The organism is Actinopolymorpha pittospori (assembly GCF_014873875.1).
GTDB classification, from domain to species: domain Bacteria; phylum Actinomycetota; class Actinomycetes; order Propionibacteriales; family Actinopolymorphaceae; genus Actinopolymorpha; species Actinopolymorpha pittospori.
The window spans coordinates 8,771,901-8,792,581 of the sequence record NZ_JADBEM010000001.1 but is presented as its reverse complement, the minus strand read 5'-3'; the positions used below and the strand labels follow the sequence as shown (position 1 = coordinate 8,792,581).

General features: G+C 71.0%; 22 protein-coding genes. 12 read left to right on the top strand and 10 right to left on the bottom strand.

The annotated features are described in order from the left end of the window. Nucleotides 1–45 precede the first annotated feature (45 nt). The gene (locus HEB94_RS40710; protein ID WP_192754773.1) at nucleotides 46–438 is read left to right on the top strand and encodes a F0F1 ATP synthase subunit epsilon; all 393 of its coding nucleotides are present in this window, start codon (nucleotides 46–48) and stop codon (nucleotides 436–438) included. 103 nt (nucleotides 439–541) lie between these two features. After that, on the top strand, nucleotides 542–979 hold the full coding sequence (locus tag HEB94_RS40705) for a DUF2550 domain-containing protein (RefSeq protein WP_202896814.1): 438 nt from the start codon (nucleotides 542–544) through the stop codon (nucleotides 977–979). A 126-nt stretch (nucleotides 980–1,105) separates the two neighbouring features. Here HEB94_RS40705 and HEB94_RS53025 read toward each other — a convergent pair whose 3' ends face one another. From HEB94_RS53025 to HEB94_RS49805, 3 genes are all read right to left on the bottom strand, one after another. Next, nucleotides 1,106–1,237, bottom strand: a complete 132-nt coding sequence (locus HEB94_RS53025) for a hypothetical protein (protein WP_273377228.1) — start codon at nucleotides 1,235–1,237, stop codon at nucleotides 1,106–1,108. 1,066 nt (nucleotides 1,238–2,303) lie between these two features. Beyond that, nucleotides 2,304–2,516 carry a RidA family protein gene (locus HEB94_RS49810; RefSeq protein WP_202897769.1) on the bottom strand — a complete coding sequence of 71 codons (213 nt, stop codon included), beginning with the start codon at nucleotides 2,514–2,516 and terminating at the stop codon, nucleotides 2,304–2,306. Next, a complete protein-coding gene (locus HEB94_RS49805) occupies nucleotides 2,462–2,722 on the bottom strand; it encodes a hypothetical protein (protein ID WP_202896813.1) in 261 nt (86 codons plus the stop codon). Before HEB94_RS49805 ends, HEB94_RS49810 begins: the two co-directional genes overlap by 55 nt. Before the next feature lie 133 nt (nucleotides 2,723–2,855). On the opposite strand from HEB94_RS49805, the gene HEB94_RS40695 reads away from it, so the two are divergent. After that, a complete protein-coding gene (locus tag HEB94_RS40695) occupies nucleotides 2,856–3,758 on the top strand; it encodes a LysR substrate-binding domain-containing protein (protein ID WP_192754772.1) in 903 nt (300 codons plus the stop codon). Nucleotides 3,759–3,781: 23 nt separating this feature from the next. Here the strand turns inward: HEB94_RS40695 and HEB94_RS40690 are convergent, their stop codons facing one another. Continuing rightward, nucleotides 3,782–4,363, bottom strand: a complete 582-nt coding sequence (locus HEB94_RS40690) for a cob(I)yrinic acid a,c-diamide adenosyltransferase (RefSeq protein ID WP_192754771.1) — start codon at nucleotides 4,361–4,363, stop codon at nucleotides 3,782–3,784. A gap of 176 nt (nucleotides 4,364–4,539) precedes the next feature. Between HEB94_RS40690 and murA (HEB94_RS40685) the strand changes: the two genes are divergently transcribed. After that, on the top strand, nucleotides 4,540–5,814 hold the full coding sequence (gene murA, locus HEB94_RS40685) for a UDP-N-acetylglucosamine 1-carboxyvinyltransferase (RefSeq protein WP_192754770.1): 1,275 nt from the start codon (nucleotides 4,540–4,542) through the stop codon (nucleotides 5,812–5,814). 69 nt (nucleotides 5,815–5,883) lie between these two features. Here the strand turns inward: murA (HEB94_RS40685) and murA (HEB94_RS40680) are convergent, their stop codons facing one another. After that, nucleotides 5,884–7,206, bottom strand: coding sequence for a UDP-N-acetylglucosamine 1-carboxyvinyltransferase (gene murA, locus HEB94_RS40680; protein WP_202897768.1), 1,323 nt, complete (start codon nucleotides 7,204–7,206; stop codon nucleotides 5,884–5,886). Nucleotides 7,207–7,307: 101 nt separating this feature from the next. Between murA (HEB94_RS40680) and HEB94_RS40675 the strand changes: the two genes are divergently transcribed. The 4 genes from HEB94_RS40675 to HEB94_RS40660 all read left to right on the top strand — a co-directional run bounded on the left by HEB94_RS40675 (nucleotide 7,308) and on the right by HEB94_RS40660 (nucleotide 10,987). Beyond that, on the top strand, nucleotides 7,308–8,183 hold the full coding sequence (locus HEB94_RS40675) for a 3-hydroxyacyl-CoA dehydrogenase family protein (protein ID WP_202896811.1): 876 nt from the start codon (nucleotides 7,308–7,310) through the stop codon (nucleotides 8,181–8,183). A gap of 70 nt (nucleotides 8,184–8,253) precedes the next feature. Then, the gene (locus HEB94_RS40670) at nucleotides 8,254–9,822 is read left to right on the top strand and encodes a Na+/H+ antiporter (RefSeq protein ID WP_192754768.1); all 1,569 of its coding nucleotides are present in this window, start codon (nucleotides 8,254–8,256) and stop codon (nucleotides 9,820–9,822) included. After that, nucleotides 9,819–10,088, top strand: coding sequence for a UBP-type zinc finger domain-containing protein (locus HEB94_RS40665; RefSeq protein WP_192754767.1), 270 nt, complete (start codon nucleotides 9,819–9,821; stop codon nucleotides 10,086–10,088). The genes HEB94_RS40670 and HEB94_RS40665 overlap by 4 nt, the downstream gene beginning before the upstream one ends. A 170-nt stretch (nucleotides 10,089–10,258) precedes the next feature. Continuing rightward, a complete protein-coding gene (locus tag HEB94_RS40660; RefSeq protein WP_192754766.1) occupies nucleotides 10,259–10,987 on the top strand; it encodes a GNAT family N-acetyltransferase in 729 nt (242 codons plus the stop codon). Between the two features lie 34 nt (nucleotides 10,988–11,021). Here HEB94_RS40660 and HEB94_RS53935 read toward each other — a convergent pair whose 3' ends face one another. From HEB94_RS53935 to HEB94_RS40645, 3 genes are all read right to left on the bottom strand, one after another. Continuing rightward, nucleotides 11,022–11,681: a DUF1707 domain-containing protein gene (locus HEB94_RS53935; RefSeq protein ID WP_192754765.1), complete on the bottom strand. Its 660-nt coding sequence runs from the start codon at nucleotides 11,679–11,681 to the stop codon at nucleotides 11,022–11,024. Nucleotides 11,682–11,756: 75 nt separating this feature from the next. Continuing rightward, complete coding sequence (locus HEB94_RS40650) at nucleotides 11,757–12,761, bottom strand: FAD-dependent oxidoreductase (protein ID WP_192754764.1); 1,005 nt, start codon at nucleotides 12,759–12,761, stop codon at nucleotides 11,757–11,759. A 121-nt stretch (nucleotides 12,762–12,882) separates the two neighbouring features. Beyond that, complete coding sequence (locus HEB94_RS40645; protein ID WP_192754763.1) at nucleotides 12,883–13,755, bottom strand: phytanoyl-CoA dioxygenase family protein; 873 nt, start codon at nucleotides 13,753–13,755, stop codon at nucleotides 12,883–12,885. A gap of 95 nt (nucleotides 13,756–13,850) precedes the next feature. On the opposite strand from HEB94_RS40645, the gene HEB94_RS40640 reads away from it, so the two are divergent. Further along, the gene (locus HEB94_RS40640; RefSeq protein WP_337918278.1) at nucleotides 13,851–14,906 is read left to right on the top strand and encodes a helix-turn-helix domain-containing protein; all 1,056 of its coding nucleotides are present in this window, start codon (nucleotides 13,851–13,853) and stop codon (nucleotides 14,904–14,906) included. Here HEB94_RS40640 and nucS read toward each other — a convergent pair. Further along, nucleotides 14,858–15,535: an endonuclease NucS gene (gene nucS, locus HEB94_RS40635; RefSeq protein WP_192754761.1), complete on the bottom strand. Its 678-nt coding sequence runs from the start codon at nucleotides 15,533–15,535 to the stop codon at nucleotides 14,858–14,860. The two genes, HEB94_RS40640 and nucS, sit on opposite strands and share 49 nt — an antisense overlap. A 186-nt stretch (nucleotides 15,536–15,721) precedes the next feature. Here nucS and HEB94_RS40630 point away from each other — a divergent pair, with 186 nt between their 5' ends. Next, entirely contained in the window at nucleotides 15,722–19,126 is a 3,405-nt protein-coding gene (locus HEB94_RS40630; protein ID WP_192754760.1) for a S8 family peptidase, read from the top strand. A gap of 81 nt (nucleotides 19,127–19,207) precedes the next feature. On the opposite strand, the gene HEB94_RS40625 is transcribed toward HEB94_RS40630, so the two are convergent. Then, nucleotides 19,208–19,417, bottom strand: coding sequence for a zinc ribbon domain-containing protein (locus HEB94_RS40625; protein ID WP_192754759.1), 210 nt, complete (start codon nucleotides 19,415–19,417; stop codon nucleotides 19,208–19,210). A gap of 74 nt (nucleotides 19,418–19,491) precedes the next feature. Between HEB94_RS40625 and HEB94_RS40620 the strand changes: the two genes are divergently transcribed. Together HEB94_RS40620 and HEB94_RS40615 are read left to right on the top strand one after the other, a co-directional pair. After that, nucleotides 19,492–19,782, top strand: coding sequence for a hypothetical protein (locus HEB94_RS40620; RefSeq protein ID WP_192754758.1), 291 nt, complete (start codon nucleotides 19,492–19,494; stop codon nucleotides 19,780–19,782). A gap of 47 nt (nucleotides 19,783–19,829) precedes the next feature. Next, nucleotides 19,830–20,669 (top strand): alpha/beta hydrolase, encoded by an 840-nt coding sequence (locus HEB94_RS40615; RefSeq protein ID WP_192754757.1) that lies wholly within the window; start codon nucleotides 19,830–19,832, stop codon nucleotides 20,667–20,669. Nucleotides 20,670–20,681 lie beyond the last annotated feature (12 nt).

The following is a 20,681-nucleotide window of genomic DNA, read 5'->3' as shown; positions in this document are numbered from 1 at the left end:
GAGCGGGTATTCTCCCGAGAACGATTCAGGCCAGGAGGATCAACGGTGGCAGAGCCCCTGCACGTCGAGCTGGTCGCGCCGGATCGCACGGTGTGGTCCGGTGAAGCGACGACTGTCATCGCCCGGACGTCCGATGGTGACATCGGCATCCTGCCCGGGCACGCGCCCGTCCTCGGCCTGCTGGTCGACGGCGTGGTCGAGGTTCGAACGCCGTCGTCGGAGGTCTTCGTGGCCGCCGTCCAGGGCGGCTTCCTCTCGGTCGCCAACGACCGGGTATCGGTCCTCGCGGAGTACGCTGAACTCTCGCACGAGATCGATCTCGAGGCGGCGCGTCACGAACTCGAGCGGGCGCGTTCCGCCGGTGGCGACGACGAGGAGGCGCTCGAACACGTACGCCGTGCAGAGGCGCGCATCCGCGCAGTCGAGCTGGCTTCCTGACGGCCGGGTGTGGTGAGGGTGTGGCAGCGATCGAACCAGCGGTTCCGCCGCACACCCCCCACGGCCGCCCTCCGATAGGACGCCGCCCGTACGGTGGCGCGCGATGATCGAGATCGTTCTCGACATCGCCGGGGTGTTGCTCGCCCTGGTCATCTTCTGTCTGGCCGGCCTGGCATTTCGCCGCCGTCTGCTTCAACGCGGCGGCGGCACTTTCGACTCCAGCCTCAGACTGCACAAGCAGGCCAGTGGCAAGGGTTGGTCGCTTGGTATCGCCCGATACTCCGGAGATTCCGTCGAGTGGTTTCGGGTCTTCTCCTTCGGCTTTCGCCCCAGGCGGGTGTTTTCCCGCAATGCGCTGGTCGTGAACTCTCGCCGGGATCCGGCCGCCAACGAAGCGCTCGGCCTGTACGCCGGGCATGTGGTGATCGAGTGCCAGCAGGCCGGCCAGGGCTTCGAACTCGCCATGGCCGAGGACGCACTCACCGGCTTCCTGGCCTGGCTCGAGGCCGCACCTCCCGGCCGTCGGCACGCGCCCCTCTGACGATGCTCGGCCGCGGGTCATGCGGAGCGCCGCGGTGCTGATGCATCCGTTCGTGAACTGAACCCTCCGCGGTACTGATCCGGCGCTCGTCAGTCGAGCAGCGCCGGTCAGTCGAGCAGGGCTCGCTCAGCGAGGTCCCATTCCGTAGGCGATGTCCAGGTCGCTGGTGTAGACCGGCGACGCCGGCGACCGCGGGTGCGGCACCGCCTGCGGCAGCAGCAGGGGTGTGCCCGTCAGCAGCGGCGGCAGTGGGATCACGGTGGGCAGCGGTAGCGGCAGCGGGAGTCGTGGAAGCGGGATCCCGTTGCTGTCCGAGTCGCTCGGGGACGGTGACGGCGCCGGTGAGCCGGGCGTCGGTGCACCCGGGGTGGGCGCGCCGGCAGTCGGCCAGGGAGACGGCTTCGGGGGCGTGGAGGTGGTCGGGTTCGGTCGGGGTGGGGCCGGGCGGGTCGGCCACGGCGCGGGCACCGGCCCCCGCGGTCGGCCAGGTGCTCGGGCCGGGTGTCGGCAGCGGCGACTGGTCGGGGCCGAGCGTCTGCCCCGGACCGGGGGTGGGTGGGACCGGGCCGCCGGTCGGGTCCGGACCCGGCCGCCCTGGCAGGCGCGGTGCGTTCTCCTGCCCACCGGTGGACGCGTCGTCGCTGTCTCGCCCACCGTCTGGTGCGTCAGGTGCGGGGGCTTCGGGAACCGCCGGATCCTGCGTCTCGCTGCCGATCGGCGTCGCGGTGTCGCCGCTGCGCTGATCGATCCCGAGTGCCACCTGGTAGCCCTCTGGAAACTACCGGGCCGGACCATGGCCTGTCGCGTCCAGACTCGCCAACGAACTGGCGGCGATGGCCAGTGGCACCAGGACGACCAGATGGCCGACCCAGCGTCGGCGGAACAGCGGGCCTGCCGGGGGAGCACTCCGGCGCCGGTTTCCTGGGCGCGTCGTGTGACGAGCAGGGACAGCCGGCCCGCGCCGCAAGGCGGAGTTGTCAGGTCGCGACGCATGCCAGCCGCTGGAGTGGTCGGGGCCGTGGTCGAGGATCTCCGGCGTCGCCGGTGGGCGGGCCCAGGTGGACTCCTCGGAGCCGATGCGTCGACCGGATGGTCGAGATGGCTGAGACGGTGCGGAGGCCCGGTGGGGGGTCGACTGTGACCGCCTGCCGTCCATTCCTCCCCTTTCGCAGGGCTCGGGTCGCGGCACACGGCCGTCGTGACCGAGGCCAGGCTGGAGTGCCGCGATCGGCGCGAGAGATCAACCGCGAGAGATCAACTTAGCGGTCGAGAACACCGGTGACGAGACCTGAACGGCATGGAATATCCATTTTCTCCTGATTTATCATCCACGCTCGGCGACTACCGCCGTTACCTCCACCTCCAGCACCGCACCGGGCAGGAACAGCCGGCTCACCTCCACGGTCGTGCTCGCCGGGGGCGGCGTGCCGTCGAAGAGACCGCGGCGCGAGACGCCGTACGCGGGCAGATCGTCGAGGTTGGTCATGAACGTACGGAGGTGCACGACGTCGGCGAACGTCGCGCCGTGCGCGGCCAGGATGTCGCCGATGATCGCGAAGACCCGCTCCGCTCGGACTGCACCGTGATGTCGCCGGGCGCGACGACCTCACCGCTGTCGTCAACCGCGACCTGCCCGGAGAGCATCAGCAACGCACCACCCTCCAGGTCCACGCGCGCGACGTGCGCGAAGCGGTCGCCGAAGGGCGCTGACACGTTCGCCGGGTTGTCAAGGACTCGTTGCACAGGTGCCTCCTGGAGCGGGATGCCGGTGGTCGGCAGCAGGCCGAGGGCCAATCGCGTTGCAACGCTAGGCGCGACGGACCGATGCCACCAGCGAATGTTTCGCATACCTCGCATGCGCATCTAGCATGGCTTCGTGCAGCTGGAATCGCTCGAGGTCTTCCGTACGGTCGCCCGCCACGGCTCGATCACCGGTGCCGCCCAGGCCCTGGGCTACACCCAGTCGGCGGTGTCACGACAGGTCGCCGCCCTCGAGACGCAGACCGGTGCCCAGCTGTTCGAGCGGCTTGCTCGCGGGGTCGCGCTGACCCGCGAGGGCGAGAGCCTGCTCCCACACGTCGAGGCGGTGCTGGATCGACTGGCGACGGCCCGAGCCGAACTCGCCGCGACCCGCGGTCTTGGCGGTGGACGGCTGCGCGTCGGAGCCTTCCCCACCGCGGTCGCCGCGCTGGTGCCGCGGGCGCTCGCCGCGTGCCGCACGGAGTACCCAGAACTCGCCCTGTCGCTCGTCGAGGGGAGGAGCCCGGAGCTTCTGGACCGGTTGCGGATGGGTGACGCCGACGTCGTCGTGGTCAGCGCCCCACCCGACCGCCCGATCGATGCCACGCGGTACGAGCTGCACCACCTGCTGGACGAGCGACTGCTGGTCGCCGTCCCGCGCGGCCACCGGCTGGCGACACGACGCACCGTACGCCTCACCGACCTGGCCGACGAGCCCTTCGTCGTCGGGTCCGTCACCGCCGAGGAGACGCTGATGCGGGCCAGCCTCCCACCCGGCTTCAACCCACGCATCGACATCGTCGCCGCCGAGTGGACCGGGAAGCTCGGGTGTGTCGCGGCCGGGCTCGGGGTCGCGTTGGTACCCGCGCTCGCGCTTCGAACGGCCCCACCCGACATCAGGTTGCTGCGCCTCCACCACGCCGACGCGCCGGTACGCCGGGTCTTCGCCGTCACCCTCGCCGGTCGCCCGGGACCGGCGCCGGTGGGCCGGCTGCTGGACCACCTCCGAGACGTCGCGAGCCGGCTCAAGGTCTCCTGACCGGGCTCAGCTCTCGGCCGGGCTCAGCCGGTCTGGGTCCGGCCCGGCCGCCAGAGGACGTCGCCCTGACCGAGGTTCGCGACCCGGGCGAGGATGAACAGCAGGTCGGAGAGCCGGTTGAGGTACTTCACGGCAACGACGTTCATCGTCTCCGCGTGCACCTCGTGCGCCGCCCAGGCCGAGCGCTCGGCGCGGCGTACGACGGTCCGCGCCTGGTGGAGCAGCGCCGCGCCACGCGAACCACCGGGAAGCACGAACGAACGCAGCGGCTCCAGCCGGTCGTTGAACTCGTCGCAGCGTGCCTCGAGCTGATCGACGTAGGCGGGGGTGATCCGCAGGACCGGCCGGTCGGCGTCGTGCGGGCCCACCGGGTTGCCGAGGTCGGCGCCCACGTCGAAGAGGTCGTTCTGGACGTCGAGCAGGACGCTCGCGACCTCCTCGGACAGGTCACCGAACGCGAGAACCAGGCCGATGCTGGCGTTGGCCTCGTCGACGTCGGCGTAGGCCGTGAGCCGCAGGTCGGTCTTGCCGACCCGGCTGTTGTCGACGAGCCGGGTCTCCCCGTCGTCCCCGGCCCGTGTGTAGATCCGAGTGAGGTTGACCATGTCCGAAGCCTAGGGCGTGTCCGGCGTGGCACGGCCATCATCGCCGGCCTGCCTCGGTGACAGGCCTGGTCCGACGCCCGATCGGGTGCGATTCGAGGTCACCCTTCCCGGGTGGCCCGGGGACGGGATGTCGGAGTGTCGGGATGGTCACGGGGTCGGGCCCATACCATGCGGGGGTGGAACGGCTGAGAATCCAGGGTGGCAACCGACTCACCGGCGAGGTCAGCGTCGCCGGTGCGAAGAACAGCGTGCTGAAGTTGATGGCGGCGGCGCTGCTCGCGCAGGGTCGTACCGTCCTCTACGACGTACCCGACATTCTGGACGTCCGGTTCATGGGCGACCTGCTCGAACGGCTGGGCTGTTCGCTCACCCCGGAGGGCGGCGGCAAGCTGACCATCGACGTCCCGGAGACCATCCACCACGAGGCCGACTACGACCTCGTACGCCGGCTCCGCGCGTCGATCACCGTGCTCGGTCCGCTGCTGGCGCGCTGCCACCGGGCCAAGGTGGCGCTGCCCGGCGGCGACAGCATCGGGTCCCGCGGGCTCGGCATGCACGTCACCGGCCTGGCCCAGATGGGTGCCGAGATCGGGATCGAACACGGCTTCGTCGTGGCGGAGGCGCCGTACGGCCTGCACGGCACCACCATCCTGCTCGACTTCCCGAGCGTCGGGGCGACCGAGAACCTCCTGCTCGCCGCGACGCTCGCCCGCGGAACGACACTGATCGACAACGCCGCCCGCGAGCCGGAGATCGTGGACATCGCCGAGATGCTCACCCGGATGGGCGCCAAGATCGGCGGGATCGGTACGTCCACGCTGGAGATCGAGGGACCGGCCGACCTGCAGTCGGTCGAGCACCGGGTCGTCCCCGACCGGATGGTGGCCGGGACGTGGGCCATCGGGGCTGCCGTCACCGGTGGCGCGGTGACGCTGCGCAACGCCCGGGCCGACCATCTCGACGTCGTGCTGGACAAGTTGGCCCGCGCCGGCGCTTCCGTCGAGGCCGGGCCAGACCATTTCACGGTCCGGATGGACGGTCGGCCCCAGGCCGTCAACATCGTGACCCTGCCCTACCCCGGGTTCCCGACCGACCTGCAGGCGATGATGGTCGCGCTCGCCGCGGTCAGCGAGGGCACCTCGATGGTGACCGAGAACCTCTTCGACGGCCGCTTCCGGTTCGTGCAGGAGTTGGCCCGCCTCGGCGCCGACGTTCGCACCGACGGCCACCACGCCGTGATCCGGGGCCGGCGGATGCTGTCCGGCGCACCGGTCGAGGCGACGGACATCCGCGCCGGGGCCGGGCTGTTGTTGGCCGGCCTGGTCGCCGACGGAGAGACCCTGGTCTCCGGCGTCCATCACCTGGATCGCGGCTACCCCAACCTCGTCGGGGTCCTCCAGGGGCTCGGCGCCCAGGTCCTTCGCGAGCCGGACGACATGGCGGTGGGCTAGAACGTCCCGGTCGGGTCCCGTCCGCGGCGGGCCTGCGCGCCCGCCGCGTAGGGTTCCGCCGCGTACGGTTCAGCCGCGTACGTCGACGACCTGCGCACCGAGCCCGTCGAGCTTCTCCAGGAAGTTCTCGTAGCCCCGGGCGAAGATGTCGATCCCGCGCAGGGTCGAGCGTCCCTGGGCCGCGAGCGCCGCGATCATGTAGGAGAAGCCGCCGCGCAGGTCCGGAACCGTGAGGTCGGCGCCGTGCAGCGACGACGGTCCGGAGATCACCGCCGAGTGGGTGTAGTTGCGGCGGCCGAACCGGCACGGAGTCGCACCAAGGCAGTCGGTGAAGGACTGGATGTGCGCACCGAGGCGGACCAGGGCGTCGGTGAAGCCGAGGCGGTTCTCATAGACGGTCTCGTGCACGATCGACAGGCCGGTCGCCTGGGTCAGCGCGACCACGAGTGGCTGCTGCCAGTCGGTCATGAAGCCGGGGTGGACGTCGGTCTCCAGAGCGAGCGCGTTGAGCTTCCCGCCCGGGTGCCAGAACCTGATGCCCTCGTGGGTCACCAGGAACTCCCCGCCGACCCGGCGGAAGACGTTGAGGAACGTCATCAGGTCGACCTGGCGGGCGTTGCGGACGAAGACCTCCCCGCCGGTGGCGAGGGCCGCACAGGCCCAGGAGGCGGACTCGATCCGGTCTGGCAGCGCCTCGTGGATGTAGCCGCCGAGGCGTTCGACGCCGGTGATGCGGATGATCCGGTCGGTGTCGAGGTTGATGATCGCGCCCATCTTCTGCAGGACGCAGATGAGGTCGATGATCTCCGGTTCGACGGCGGCGTTGCGGAGTTCGGTCACGCCCTCGGCGCGGACGGCGGTGAGGAGGACCTGCTCGGTGCTGCCGACGCTCGGGTAGGGCAGCTCGATCTGGGTGCCGGTGAGCCCCTTCGGGGCGGTGATGTGCAGGCCTTCGGGAGACTTGTCGACGACGGCGCCGAACTGGCGCAGCGCGTCGAGGTGGAAGTTGATGGGCCGGTCGCCGATCTTGCAGCCGCCGAGGTCGGGAATGAACGCGTGCCCGAGCCGGTGCAGCAGCGGACCACACAGCAGGATCGGAATCCGGCTGGACCCGGCGTGCACCTCGATGTCGGTGACCGCCGCCTGCTCGACTCGGGAGGGGTCCAGCACGAAGGAGTCCGGGCTCCCGTCGATGTCGCGGACGGTGACGCCGTGCAGGTCGAGCAGGTTGCGAACGATCTGCACGTCGCTGATCCGGGGGACGTTGGACAGCGTCGATGGCTGGTCTCCCAGCACCGCAGCGACCATCGCCTTGGGTACGAGGTTCTTGGCGCCTCGAACGACGATCTCGCCGGCCAACGGCGTTCCGCCCGACACCACCATCGTGTCCATCGTCACGTGTCTCCCTTCCGGAAACCACCACGTACGACGCAAATCGCACGCTGAGCACGACACACCGTAATGGCCGGCCCTTCTTCTCGTAGGGTGCCCCCATGACCGAACTCATTAGTCGCACGGTCGCCGTCGTTGGTTCCGGATTGATGGGATCCGGGATCGCCCAGGTCGCCGCGACCGCTGGTTGGCAGGTGGTCCTGCGTGACATCACCGACGACGCGCTCAAGCGTGGGATGGACGGCATCCGCCGTTCGCTGGAGACGTTCGCCCGCAAGGGACAGGTGCCGGCGGAGGCGGTCGAGGCCACGCTGGGCCGGATCACCACGACGACCGACCTGGAGGCCGTCGCGGGCGCCGACATCGTGGTGGAGGCGGTGTTCGAACGCCTCGACCTCAAGCGCGAGGTGTTCGCCGAGCTGGACCGGATCTGCCCCGACGGGGCCGTCCTCGCGACCAACACCTCGGCGATACCCATCACCAGGATCGCCGCGGCCACCAGCCGGCCGGAGTCGGTGGTGGGCACGCACTTCTTCTCGCCGGTCCCGATGATGCGGCTGTGTGAGGTGGTACGCGGCCACCGGACCACCGACGCGACCCTCGATCGGGCCCGGGAGTTCGCCGAGTCGGTGGGCAAGACCTGTGTCGTCGTCAATCGCGACATCGCCGGATTCGTGACGACGCGGCTCATCTCCGCACTCGTCGTGGAGGCTGTTCGGCTGGTGGAGAACGGCGTCGCCTCGGCAGAGGACATCGACACCGCCTGCAAGCTGGGCTTCGGCCACGCGATGGGCCCGCTCGCCACGACGGACCTGACCGGCGTCGACGTACTCCGCCACGCGACCGAGAACATCTGGGACGAAACCGCCGATCCGAAGTTCTTCCCACCCGAACTCCTCACCCGGATGGTCGAGGCGGGGGAGCTGGGTCGTAAGTCCGGTCGCGGTTTCTACGACTACGACAACAGAGAGCGCTGATCCCGCCACGACCGGGCGCCGCACGGTGCCCTGTCCGGGCGGGGCTCGGCAGCGTCGTTAACCTTCGGGGGTGACCGAACACCTGCTCGACGGGGTCCTTCTGCTGGCCGTCGTCGGACTGGTCTCTGGTCTGGCTCGCCGGATCGGGTTCCTCGCCCCGATCCTGCTGGTCGTCTTCGGGATCATCTTGTCCTTCGTTCCGGGCTGGCCGCAGATACGGCTCGATCCCGACCTCGTCCTCGAGGGCATCCTGCCGCTGCTGCTCTACATCGCCGCCGTGCGGACCTCGGTGCCCGCGTTCCGCAGCAATCTCGGGTCGATCAGCCTGCTGGCGTTCGGGCACGTCCTGTTCATCGCCGCCCTGGTGGGCCTGGTGCTGCACGCGGTCGTCCCGCAGATCCCGTTGGCCGCGGCGTTCGCCCTCGGTGCGGTGGTCGCGCCCCCTGACGCGGTGTCCGCGACGGCGGTCGCCCGGCGGCTGCGGCTGCCCCGCCAGGTGGTGACGATCCTGGAGGGGGAGAGCCTGGTCAACGACGCGACCGCACTGGTGACCCTGCGCATCGCGGTCGCCGCCGCCACCGGACTCGCGGTCTCGTGGGGCCACGCCGGCCGGGAACTCGCCGTCGCGGTGCTCGGTGGCCTGTTGATCGGCGGGGCGGTTGCCTTACTCGCCGCCTTCCTGCACCGGCGCACCAACGACCCGCTGCTCGACAACACGATCTCGCTGCTCACACCGTTCCTGGCGTTCGTGCCGGCCAACTACATCGGAGCCTCCGGCGTGGTCGCGGTCGTCACCTGCGGCCTCTACCTCGGCCACCGCCGGCCCGGCCTGGTGGGCCCGGACGCGAGGTTGCAGGTCGACGCGGTGTGGCGGGTGGCGCAGTTCCTGTTGGAGGGCACGCTGTTCCTGTTGGTCGGGCTGCAGATGCGTGGCATCGTCGAGGAGTTGTCGTTCGACTGGCCGCTCGTGGTGGCGGCGACGGCGGCCGTGGCCGGCGCCGTGGTGATAGGACGCTTCGTCTGGGTCTTCCCCGGCGCCTACCTGCCCGCGTTGCTACGCGGGAGCACGGGTCGGTTGCCGGCGCCCATCGCGAACGTCGTGGTCGTCTCGTGGGCCGGGATGCGCGGAGTCGTGTCGCTGGCCGCGGCGTTCAGCCTCCCGCTCACGTTCCCCGGGCGGGACCTGCTGGTCTGGATCGCGTTCGTCATCATCAACGTGACGCTCGTCGGCCAGGGGCTCACCCTGCCGCGGCTCGTCCGGGCGCTGCGGCTGCGCAGCGACGACCCGCGGGCAGACCTGCTCGCCGAGGCGGAGATACGCCAGGAGGCGCTCCGCGCGGCGCACCGGTGTCTGGAACACGAGCGGGGGAACGCACCGGAGTACGTGGTCGAACGCCTGCGCAGTTGGGCGGAGGACCGCGCCAACCAGGTGTGGGAGCGACTGGGCGATCCACACCACGAACCACCGACGGAGGCGTTCCGTCGACTTCGGCTGAGCATGATTTCGGCCGAGCGGCACGTCTTCGTCAAAGCCCGCGACGTGGGACGGATTCCAGAAGAGGTGCTGCGCCAGGTGGAGCTGGAGTTGGACCTGGAGGAGTTGATGCTCGCGCGCGGACGACTGGAGGAGGAGATATGACCAACCAAGCCTGCCTTCACCTCGCGGAGGCACCCGCCCAGGTCGAGGCGAGCACCACCGAGGGATGCGAGGACTGCCTTGCGGAGGGTCGCGACGACTGGGTGCACCTGCGTCTGTGCCTGTCCTGTGGCCACGTCGGCTGCTGCGACTCCTCGCCGCTGAAGCACGCGACGGGACACTACAACGCGGTGGGCCACCCGGTGATGCGCTCCTTCGAGCCCGGCGAGGAATGGCGCTGGTGCTTCGTCGACGAACGCATCGGCTGAGCGTCCGCGCGCCGGCCCCGCGGCCTGGCCCGGACAGGTTGCCCGGCAGCCGAAAAACCGGCGGACTCCGCGGACGGTGATCGCTAAGGTGACGCCGTGCCCAGATCAAGGCGTCCCTGGTCGTGGTCGCGTCCTGGCCCACCGGCGTTCCGGCCCCGCGCGGTGCTCCGATGACCGACGTCGCCGATCTGCTGGCACGGGCGGCGGCTGTTGTCGAGCTCCCCTCCGGCGCGCCCGGATCAGCCGCGGTGGTCGGTGGCATCCCGTGCGTGAGCTATCCGATCGACCAGCCCTGGGCGACCCAGGCGAAGGCAATGGTTCCACCGCATCCAGCCGGGCTCGACCAGGCCATCGACTGGCTCTCCGGCCACGCTCACCGCGGCCCCGACCAGTGGGTGGTGACGACCCGCGAACGCTATGCACGGCTGGGCGTCTTCGGCGACCGGAGCCTGGCCCCGTGGCTCGAGCTTCCGGTCCTCGTCCTCGGTAGTGCCGCGCAGGCGCGCACCGCAGCGCATCCGGCCGGGCTCGCGGTCGGAACGCCGGCGAGCGCGGAGGAGTTCCTCGCCGTCTACGGCGCCGAGCTCGCCCCGCTGGTGTCACCGGCGGTGCTGGCCGCACCCGACCACCACCTGCTGGTCGGGCGGCTCGACGGGGTTCCGGTCGCGTGCGCCCAGGTCCGGGAGGTCGTGGGTACGGCGTACATCTCCGCCGTGACGGTCGTCGCGGAGTGTCGGGGACGGGGGATCGGACGAGCGATCTCGGCCGCGGCGGCACGGTATGCCCTCGGCCTGGAGCCGCGTGCGGTGTGGCTCTGCGCGGTCGCCAGCCTGCACGGTCTCTACGGCGCGCTCGGCTTCCGGGCCGTCGACGTGCACGTCCAGCTACGCCCGAACTGAGCGGCCGGCTCCCGCGGCCCGGACGGCTCGGTGTTCAGCCGTCGGACTCGCGTTCGAGCCTCTTCGCGGCCCGCTTCGCCTCCTTCAACGGCTTGCCACGGCTCTCCGAGGGCAGCCGCCACACGTCGATGCCGCCCATCAGGGAGTAGGCCCGGATCCGGATCACCGGTGCGCCGGCGCGGGCAGGACGGCGGCTTCCCCGCTCGTCGTTGCCACCCATCAGCGCGAACCCCTCGACGACGAGCTCGATGCTGTCGGGGACGTAGATGTCGGTGCCGCCCATCAGGGCGAAGGCGTTGATCACCACCTCGTCACCGTCGACCTCGGCGTCGCGCAGGTCGATGGTGTCGCCGCCCATCACCGCGATGGACATGACGCTGCCGCTGAGCCGGAACCGGCCGCGGCGGGTGGAGCCGCCCATGATCGCGACGAACCATCGGGTGACCTTGCGCCGGACCTTCGGCTGGGCCTGGTGGTCGGGGAGGTCACGGGTCAGGATCGCGAGCTCGGCGTGGGTCCTGGCGTTGTAGGCCTGCTGGATGCGCTCCTCCAGCTCGGCGAGGGTGAGGCGGCCGACCGCGGCGTGCTCGGAGAGCAGCTCGACCACCTGATCGCGTTCACTGTCGGAGGCGCGGGTCGCGGGTCGGTCGGCTTCGGGCCGTTCGGCTTCGGGCCGTCCGTCGGCTTCGTCCACGGTCGCTCCTCACTTCGCCTGCGCCGTTCGGCACGGTGTTGCCGTTACGGTAGCCGGGCGGCGAGCCGGACGCGATCACGATGTGTGGGCGCGGACGACTTCCACCACCTCGGCGGCGCAGCCCCACGACAACGTCACGCCCGCGCCCCCATGCCCGTAACAATGCACCACCACCCGGCCAGGGTCGCGGATCTCGGGCTCGAGCCGCACGCTCGGTCGCCTGGGCCGGAGCCCGACCCGGTGTCGCCGGACCCGGGCGCCGGCCAGCGCGGGCACCAGCTCGGTGGCGGCCGCGAGGATCTCCCGAGCGGTCTCCGGACGGGGGTGGGTGTCCCAGTCGCCGGGCTCGGAGGTCCCGCCGACCACGATCTCGTCGAGGCGGGGGACGACGTAGAGCGGTCGGTCCGGGTCGGTGTCGTCGATCCACCATTCCGAGATGCCGACCTGGTCGAGGACGCAGACCTGGCCGCGGACCGGCGTGAGCGTCAGGTCACCCGCGAGATGGCGGGAGGCCAGGCCGGAGCAGTTCACGACGATGGGAGCGGTGTTCGGCAGGCCGGGCAGCGCCTGCCGGGTCAGCGTGCCGCCGAGCGCGGTGAGCCGGTCGACCAGGAAGGGGAGGTAGACGCCCATGTCCACGACCGGCGCGTCGAACTCCCACCCGCCGGTGTAACCGGGCGGCGCGGAGGTCACCGTACGAAGGTCCGGCACCGCGTCGGCCCACCATGGCGGGGAAGTGGGGGTGCGGACGAGTTCGCGGCCGGTCCGGACCCGGACGCCGGACTCCGGGTGGTCGTGTGCCAGCCGGGTGAAGGCGGCGTACGACGTCGCCGCCCATGCCGTGACGCGGTCCTGCGGCAGCGCCTGGTAGGGGAACCAGATCGCGGCCGCCACGGCGGAGGTGGTCTCCCCGGGCAGGTCGCGGGCGAGGACATGGACGTCGTATCCGTCCTTCGCCAGCGACACGGCGCAGGTCAGGCCGATCACGCCGGCGCCGATGACGAGGACCCGCCGCCCCCGCCCGGTGAGGGAGGCGGCGCCGGTGGCCTCGTTCGGTGGGGTGCTCGCGTCGCTGGCCATGACCCCGATCATGCAGACGGCGCCCGACCGGCTTCAAGTCCCGTGAGTCACCAACACTGGACCGGGTGGCACGCGCGGACGGACCCGCTCAGCACCCGACCACGATCCGTCCGACCCCGCCCTAGTGGGGACCGGCGACGTCGGTCTCGGTGCCACAGGGGCCACCGCCGACGCTCTCGGGCACCCGCACCGGGTCGCCGTCCATGGTGAGCGTCTTGTACCACGGTGAGATCCGCTCACACGATCGTTGGCCGACGTAGTGGCAGATGAACGAACGCCGGAACCGGTCGGTCGTCGCGTTCGGACCCGAGCCGTGCACCAGGCTGCCGTTGAAGAACAGCACGTCGCCCGGCTCCATGTCGACCGGAACCGGTGCGAGACCGGGGGGCGGTGGGACGTACTCGCGGGTGAACGACACGTCGGGGTCGGCGTCCTCGGGGCAGAACACGTCCATCAGGTGCGTGCCCGGCACGACCTCGAGCCCGCCGTTGGCCCGGTCGATCACGTCACAGGCGACCCACGCCGCCACGCAGGTGCCCGGCTCGACGCGCAGGTAGAAGTTGTCCTGGTGGAGCGCCTGCCCGCGTGCGCCAGGCGGCTTGAAGTAGAACATGCTCTGCGCGGCGAGGGGCTGTTCACCCAGCAGGCGTTCGAGGATCGACCGCAGCCTGGCGTCGAGCAGGTAGCGCCGGGCCAGGTCGTTGAAGACGTGCGGGTGCATGACGCGCGGGTAGGAGTGGAGGACGTCGACTGGTTCGCCCGGGACGTCCGGCCTGGGTTCGAAGTGGCCGGGCACGGGACCCCGGGCGTGCATCGCCATGAACTCCGCGCGGATCTCCGCGACCTCCTCCGGTGCGAAGAGCGACCGGAAGATGGCGTAGCCGTCCTCGGCGAACTGTCGGGCCGGGTCGGTGTCCGGCTCGCTCCCCGGCCCGCGCGCGGCCGCGGGGTCCACGACGGTCACGGCGGTCGCGGGGGCATGGACGTTCGTCATTGCTGAGCGCCTCCTCGATACGGTCGTCCGCGGATACATCCTGAGAAGATCCTTGGTAAAGACGCTAGGGCGCGACCGGCCGGGAGGGGATGCCCGTGACCGCTGAGGACCTGCCCGATCCTGCTACCGGAGACCATGTCGAGGAGACCGACGGGGCGGAAGGTACCCCCGCACCGCCCGCTGAACTGCTGCTCGCCGCGCGGTTCGACGTCCGGCCGGGCTACGTCGTCCACCGCGCGCGTGGCGCGCCGAGCTGGCTGCTGACCTGGACCGTGGCCGGGAGCGGCCGGTTCCGACAGGGCGACGTCGACGTCCGGGCGCGACCAGGCGACCTGGTCGCGCTGGGCCCGGGTGTGCCGCACGACTACGCGGTCGCCGCCGAGGCCGACCACTGGTCGTTCTGGTGGGTGCACTGTCAGACGCGTCCCGCCTGGCAGGCCTGGCTTCGACCGCACCAGGTGGGCGGCCGGCTCTACCGCGTGGCAGGCGTTCCGAACGTCGTGTGGGACCGCCTGGACGAGGCGTTCCGGCGCCTGCACGCCGACGCCCGGTGGTCTGGTCAGGGGCCGCTGCCCGAGGCCGTCGGTGCGGACGCGTGGGAGGTCGTGCCCGCCGTCGCCGCCGGGACCACCGCACGCGAGCTCGCGCTCGGCCGCGTCGAGGAGGTGGTGCTGCTCGCGACGGCCGCGGTCAGGGACACCGCCGACGACGCGCGAGCTGCGGAGGCGTCGGCCCGGCGAACGGGCGCGGACGTCGACCCGCGGATCCGTCGGATCGAGGCCCTGCTCGCGGCCGACCCGGCGGCACCCCACACGGTGGCCTCGCTGGCGGACCAGGTCGCGCTCTCACCGTCCAGGCTGGCCCACCTGTTCTCGGCGCAGACCGGTCGGACACCGATGCGGGCGCTCCGCGAGGCCCGCATGCGGCACGCCGCGCGGCTGCTGGAGGCGACGGACCTACCCGTTGGGCGGGTGGCCGCCGCGTCGGGCTTCGTGAGCGCGTTCCACTTCAGCCGGGTGTTCCGCGAGCGGTTCGGCGTACCTCCCGGTGTCTACCGCTCCCGACAGACCGGCCCGGCTGAGGCGACCGAGGAGACCGGCGATCAGAACAGCCGCATCGACGGGTCGTCGAGCCCGCGAAGCGCGTTGTAGTCGACCATCACGCACTCGATGCCACGGTCGCCCGCCAGGACCCGCGCCTGGGGCTTGATCTCCTGGGCGGCGAACATGCCGCGGACCGGTGCGAGGAGCGGGTCGCGGTTGAGGAGTTCGAGATAGCGCGTGAGCTGCTCGACGCCGTCGATCTCTCCGCGCCGCTTGATCTCGACCGCGACCGCCGCGCCCGCGGCGTCCCGACACAACAGGTCGACCGGACCGATCGCGGTCGGATACTCGCGGCGGACGAGGCTCAACCCTTCGCCCAGGGTCCCCGGGTGCTCGGCGAGGAGCTCCTGCAGGTGCGCCTCCACACCGTCCTTCTGCAGCCCGGGGTCGGCGCCGAGTTCGTGGGAGGAGTCGTGCAGGACCTCTTCGAGGGTGATGATGAGCTGCCCGCCGTCCTTGCCGGTGACCGTCCAGCGGTCCGGCTCGCCGTCCTCGCCGGGCTGCTCGAGGAGCTTGCAGGGCGGACTCATCCAGTTGAGCGGCTTGTAGGCCCGGTCGTCGTTGTGGATGGACACCGAGCCGTCGGCCTTGACGAGGATCAGCCGGGTCGCGCGCGGCAGATGGGCGGTCAGCCGGCCGACGTAGTCGACCTGGCAGGAAGCGATGACGAGGCGCACAACGTCGCAGCCTAGTTCAGCCGTCCGAAGCGGCCCTCCAGCACTGTCGTGCGCGGTTGCGCGAGTCCCTCGTCAACCGGGCGATTTCGCCTATTCGCCGACCATAGACGGATGTACCCATCAACGGCCGTGCCGCGTGGAATGCTCCCGTGGACACATCACTAGTGATTATTCGGGGATAGGTCGATGGGTCTTCTGCGAACCACCATGCTCACCTTGTCGGCGGGGGCGCTGGCGGTGGCCGGCATACCAGGCGCGACGGCCGCACCGCCGTCCCAGTTGACGGTCGCGAAGCAGGCGGCCACCTCACGCAGCGCCGCACCGGTAGACCACCGGAAACAGGTGGCGACGGTGACGCTGCTGACCGGTGACCGGGTACGACTCACCACAGCTCCGGGCGGCGTGATCACCGCGGTGCCGATGCACGGCCCCGGCCGCGACGGCATCGCCTTCAGCACCCGCCGCCACGGCAGCGAGATCGAGGTCCTCCCCTCCGACGCCGCGCCGCTGGTTGCCTCCGGGAAGCTCGACCGCCGACTGTTCGAGATCGCCGGCCTGGTCCGCGCGGGATACGACGACGCGAAGACCACCCAGATCCCCCTCATCATCAGGTCCGCGGGCGAACGCGTGTCGGCGCTTGCCGCACCGAGTGGTGTCGCCGTACGCCGGTCCCTGCCAAGTGTCGGCGCGTCGGCGCTGGTGACACAGAAGAGTTCGGCGGCACAGTTCTGGCGCTGGCTCGCCGGTCCCATGGCGAACTCGCGTCCGGAATCGACGGTGAGGAGCCAGCAGACGTTGGCCTCCGGTGTGCAGCAAGTCTGGCTTGACGGTCCCGTCCGGGAGACCCTGGACCGCAGCGTCCCGCAGACAGGTGCGCCCAGGGCCTGGAAACTCGGCTACACCGGCAAGGGCGTGAAGGTCGCGGTCATCGACTCCGGTATCGACAAGACGCACCCAGACCTCGCGGGTGCCGTCGTGGCGGAACGAAACTTCAGCACCAGCCCGGTGGTGACCGACCGGAACGGTCACGGCACCCACGTCGCCTCCACCATCACCGGCAGCGGCGCGGCCTCCAAGGGCCGGTACAAGGGCATGGCCCCAGACGCCACACTCGTGAGTGCCAAGGTGCTCGACGACACCGGCGCCGGCACCGAGTCCCGACTCATCGCGGGCATGGAATGGGCCGCCGACCAGGGCGTCAAGGTCGCCAACATCAGCGTCGGCTCGACCTTCCCGACCGACGGCACCGATCCGATCGCGACCGCGCTCAACCGGATCAGCGCGCAGAAGCGCACGCTGTTCGTCGTGGCCGCCGGCAACCTCGGTCCGGACAACCAGATGATCACCTCGCCCGGTTCGGCCGACGCGGCACTCACCGTGGGCGCCGTCGACGCGAAGGGTGCGACCGCGGAGTTCTCCAGCCGCGGACCTCGCTCCGGTGACCTCGCGCTCAAGCCGGAGATCGCGGCTCCCGGCGTGGGAATCGTCGCGGCCCGAGCGCGCCAGTCCACCCCGGACGAGCCGGTCGGCGACTCCTACGCCCGCATGTCGGGCACCTCGATGGCCGCGCCGCACGTGACCGGCGGCGCCGCGCTGCTCGCGCAACTGCGACCGACGTGGACGCCGGCCCAGCTCAAGGCGCTGCTCATCAGTACGGCGAAGCCGCTCGCGGGGGAGAGCGCCGTCGCCCAGGGCGCCGGACAGCTCGACCCGGGTCGGGCACTCACCCAGCGTGTCAACGTGGAGGAGGGCTCGCTGTCGCTGTTCATGCGCTGGCCGCACGACAGCGTGACGACGCGGAAGCTCACCTACCGCAACACCACCGCGTCCGACGCCACCCTCCAGATCGGCGTCCAGGTCCACGAGTCCGTCGGCGGTGGACCGGCGCCCGCCGGACTGATCCGCGTCGGCGCCAAGACGCTGCGCGTCCCGGCCCGCAGCACGGCACAGGTCACCGTCATCGCGGACCCGAAGGTGGCGCTGACGGACGTCACCTACGACGGGCGGATCACCGCCACCGGGCCTGGCATCGCCGTCCAGACGCCCTTCACGCTGGGCGCGGAGTCGGAGTCCTACGACGTCACGATCCGGGCGATCGACCTCAACGGCAAGCTCGTCACGTCGCTGAGCCAGCTGCAACCGGCGCCCGCCGTCGTCGGCGACCTCCAGACCGGAGACCTGTACACCCTGCGTGCGACGGCGAAGGGCCTCGTCGCCCGGGTGCCGCGCGGCACCTACACCTTCGGCACGATCGTCGCCACGCCCGCCGGGATCAAGCCGACGGCCTACACCCTGCTGTCGGCACCGCGGATCGACGTGCAGGGTGCGAGCCGAACGGTGACGCTCGACGCGCGCCAGGCGAAGCTCGTCCGCACCCAGGTCGACGCACCCGACGCGACGCCGAATCTGACGATCTTCGGGACGGTCGAGGTCCTCGGCGGCTGGCCGTTCACCACGCTCCTCACGCTGGAGGGACCGCACCGCAACCCGCTGTACGCCCTGCCCACCACGCAGGTGACCGGGCGGACCTACCAGTTCGCGATGTTCCGGTCGCTCGAGTCGAGTCGCGGGACCTACGACCTCACCTTCGGCAACGAGGGACGCGTGCCGACAAGCCCGACGTACACCGTCCGAGACGCCGACCTGAGCCGGATGAACGTGAGCTTCGCGACCGCGGGCGCGGCGCTGAACCTGAACGGCGTCTGGCACCGCGAGGCGCAGTTGCCGGGCGACTCCACGATGGGGCTCGGCTGGTACTACGACCTGCCGCTCCCGAGCAACCGAACGCACCTGTTCACGCCGGCGTTCGCGGGCAAGCCGCTGCCCTGGACCGACAACCTCGATGTACGGACGACCATCTCGCAGGTCTGGTACACCGAGTTCCACGACCCGGTGGTCTACGAACCGGGGCAGGTGGTGGACCGGACCTTCACCCCCGCGGCTTTTCGTCCCGAGGTGAAGGGGTTCCGGCACAGCGACGGCACCATGAGCTTCCAGATGTCACCCCTCGCACCCTCGCTACGCGGCGGCAGCCTGATGATCTGGAACCCGACAGGCGTGGACGGCACCAGCACCCTGCGCAGGAACGGCAAGGTCGTCGCGACGTCGACAGACCCGTTCACCCTGGAAGTCGGCGGTCAGCCGAGGACCTCGGCCGACTACACGTTGGACGTCACGGCCAAGGTCGCGGTGCCGTGGGCGAGGTACGCGACGGAGGTCAACGGGCACTGGGCGTTCACCTCGGCCGCGCCGGCGGACTACGTCGAGCAGATCACCATGCTCAACTCACTCGTGCTGGGCACCTTCGACGGGTCCGGGCGAGCACCATCCGGGCGAGCCTTCCGGCTCGGGCTGCCGATCATGCGGCCAGGAGGCCAGGGAACGATCCGGGACGTCTCGCTGTCGGTGTCGTACGACGACGGCCGGACCTGGGCCAAGGCACCGGTCGGCCAGGACTCGAACGGAAACTGGGCCGCCGAGATCCGGCATCCGAACAAGCCCGGGGGCTACGTCTCCATCCGGACGAGCGCCGCGGACGACCGGGGTGGCCAGCTCACCGTGACCTCGATCCGGGCATACGGGCTCTCCTAGGCGACAGGTGAGCTTCCGGTGAGTGGGTGGCGGAGGGATCCGCCCGCTCACCGGAACCAGCCAACGGGGGAGTCGTGGCGCTCAGCCGCCGCAGCCGCAGGCTCCGCCACAGCATCCGCCGCCGGCGGCAGGAGCGGCACCCGCTCGACCGGCCAGAGCGACGGTGGACAGAAGTTTGACCGTGTCGTCGTGACCTTGCGGGCACGGTGTGGGCGCGGCCGCCTCGCTCATCGGGCGGGCGTGCTCGAAGGTGTCGCCGCAGGTCCGGCAGCGGTACTCGTATCGGGGCACGGCACCAGCGTAGGCGACGGCGGCGGGTGGGCACCGTGTTCCCGCCTCCATCGGCCGCGGGGGAGAATGAGCGCGTGCCCCGCCGACGTCCCCGCCGCCGCCCGGAACCCACGCGGCCCCTCGTCGGCGGCCACCAGCACGTCGAGGAGTGGTCGGACGGTGACTGGGTGGTCCGGCAGATCACCGGTGCCACCAGTACCAAGCCCTACCGCTGCCCCGGTTGCGACCAGTTGATCCCACCCGCGACGCCCCACGTCGTCGCCTGGCCGATGGATCCGACGTCGTTCACGGGGGACGGGCTGGACGAACGCCGGCACTGGCACGCGGCCTGCTGGCGGGCCCGCGACCGCCGTCGCCGCAAGTAGGGACCCGGCCCGCCGGCACCGACCGGGCCTGGCGCGACAATCGAGGGGTGACCAGCTCCGCTCCGCCCCCCGCGCCTGACTCGAACGGCCCGCGCCCGATCCGCGCCAACAGCGTGCTCCCGGCGCGCCGCACCCCGCTCGCGCTGGAGACCGCCGACGGGCTGACCCTCGTCGGTGAGGTCGCCGTCCCGCTCGACCGGGCACCCGTGGCCACCCTCATCTGCGTACACCCCCTGCCGACCCACGGCGGGATGATGGACAGCCACGTCTTTCGTAAGGCGGCCTATCGGCTGCCCGCTCTCGCGGGCATCGCGGTCGTGCGCTTCAACACTCGGGGCACGACGAGCGTCCAGGGCACCAGCGAGGGAACGTTCGACAACGGGGACGGCGAGCGGTTCGACGTGGCCGCCGCCCTGGAGTACGCCGAGTTCGCCGAGCTGCCCAAGATCTGGATGGTCGGCTGGTCGTTCGGCACCGACCTGATCCTGATGCACGGCTGTGACCCGGCGGTCGAGGGCGCGATCCTGTTGTCGCCGTCGCTGCGGTACTCCCGGCCGGAACACCTCGCGGTGTGGGCGGCGTCGGACAAGCCGGTCACGGCGCTGGTGCCGGAGTTCGACGACTACCTTCGACCCGACGCCGCGCGGGAGCGGTTCGCCGCCATCCCGCAGGCTGAGGTGATCGGCGTCGATGGCGCCAAGCACCTGTGGGTGGGCAACGCCGAACGCGTTCTCGACGAGATCGTGGCCCGGGTCGCGCCCGAGGCCGGAGCGTTGCCGGGCACCTGGGACGGCCCGATGGAGTACGCCGACGCGAGCGCCTACGCCGACCAGACCGTCGCCGCCTTCGCCGACGTTCCGATGCCGAAAGGCCCGTCCTCGACGTGAGGTCGGCGTAAG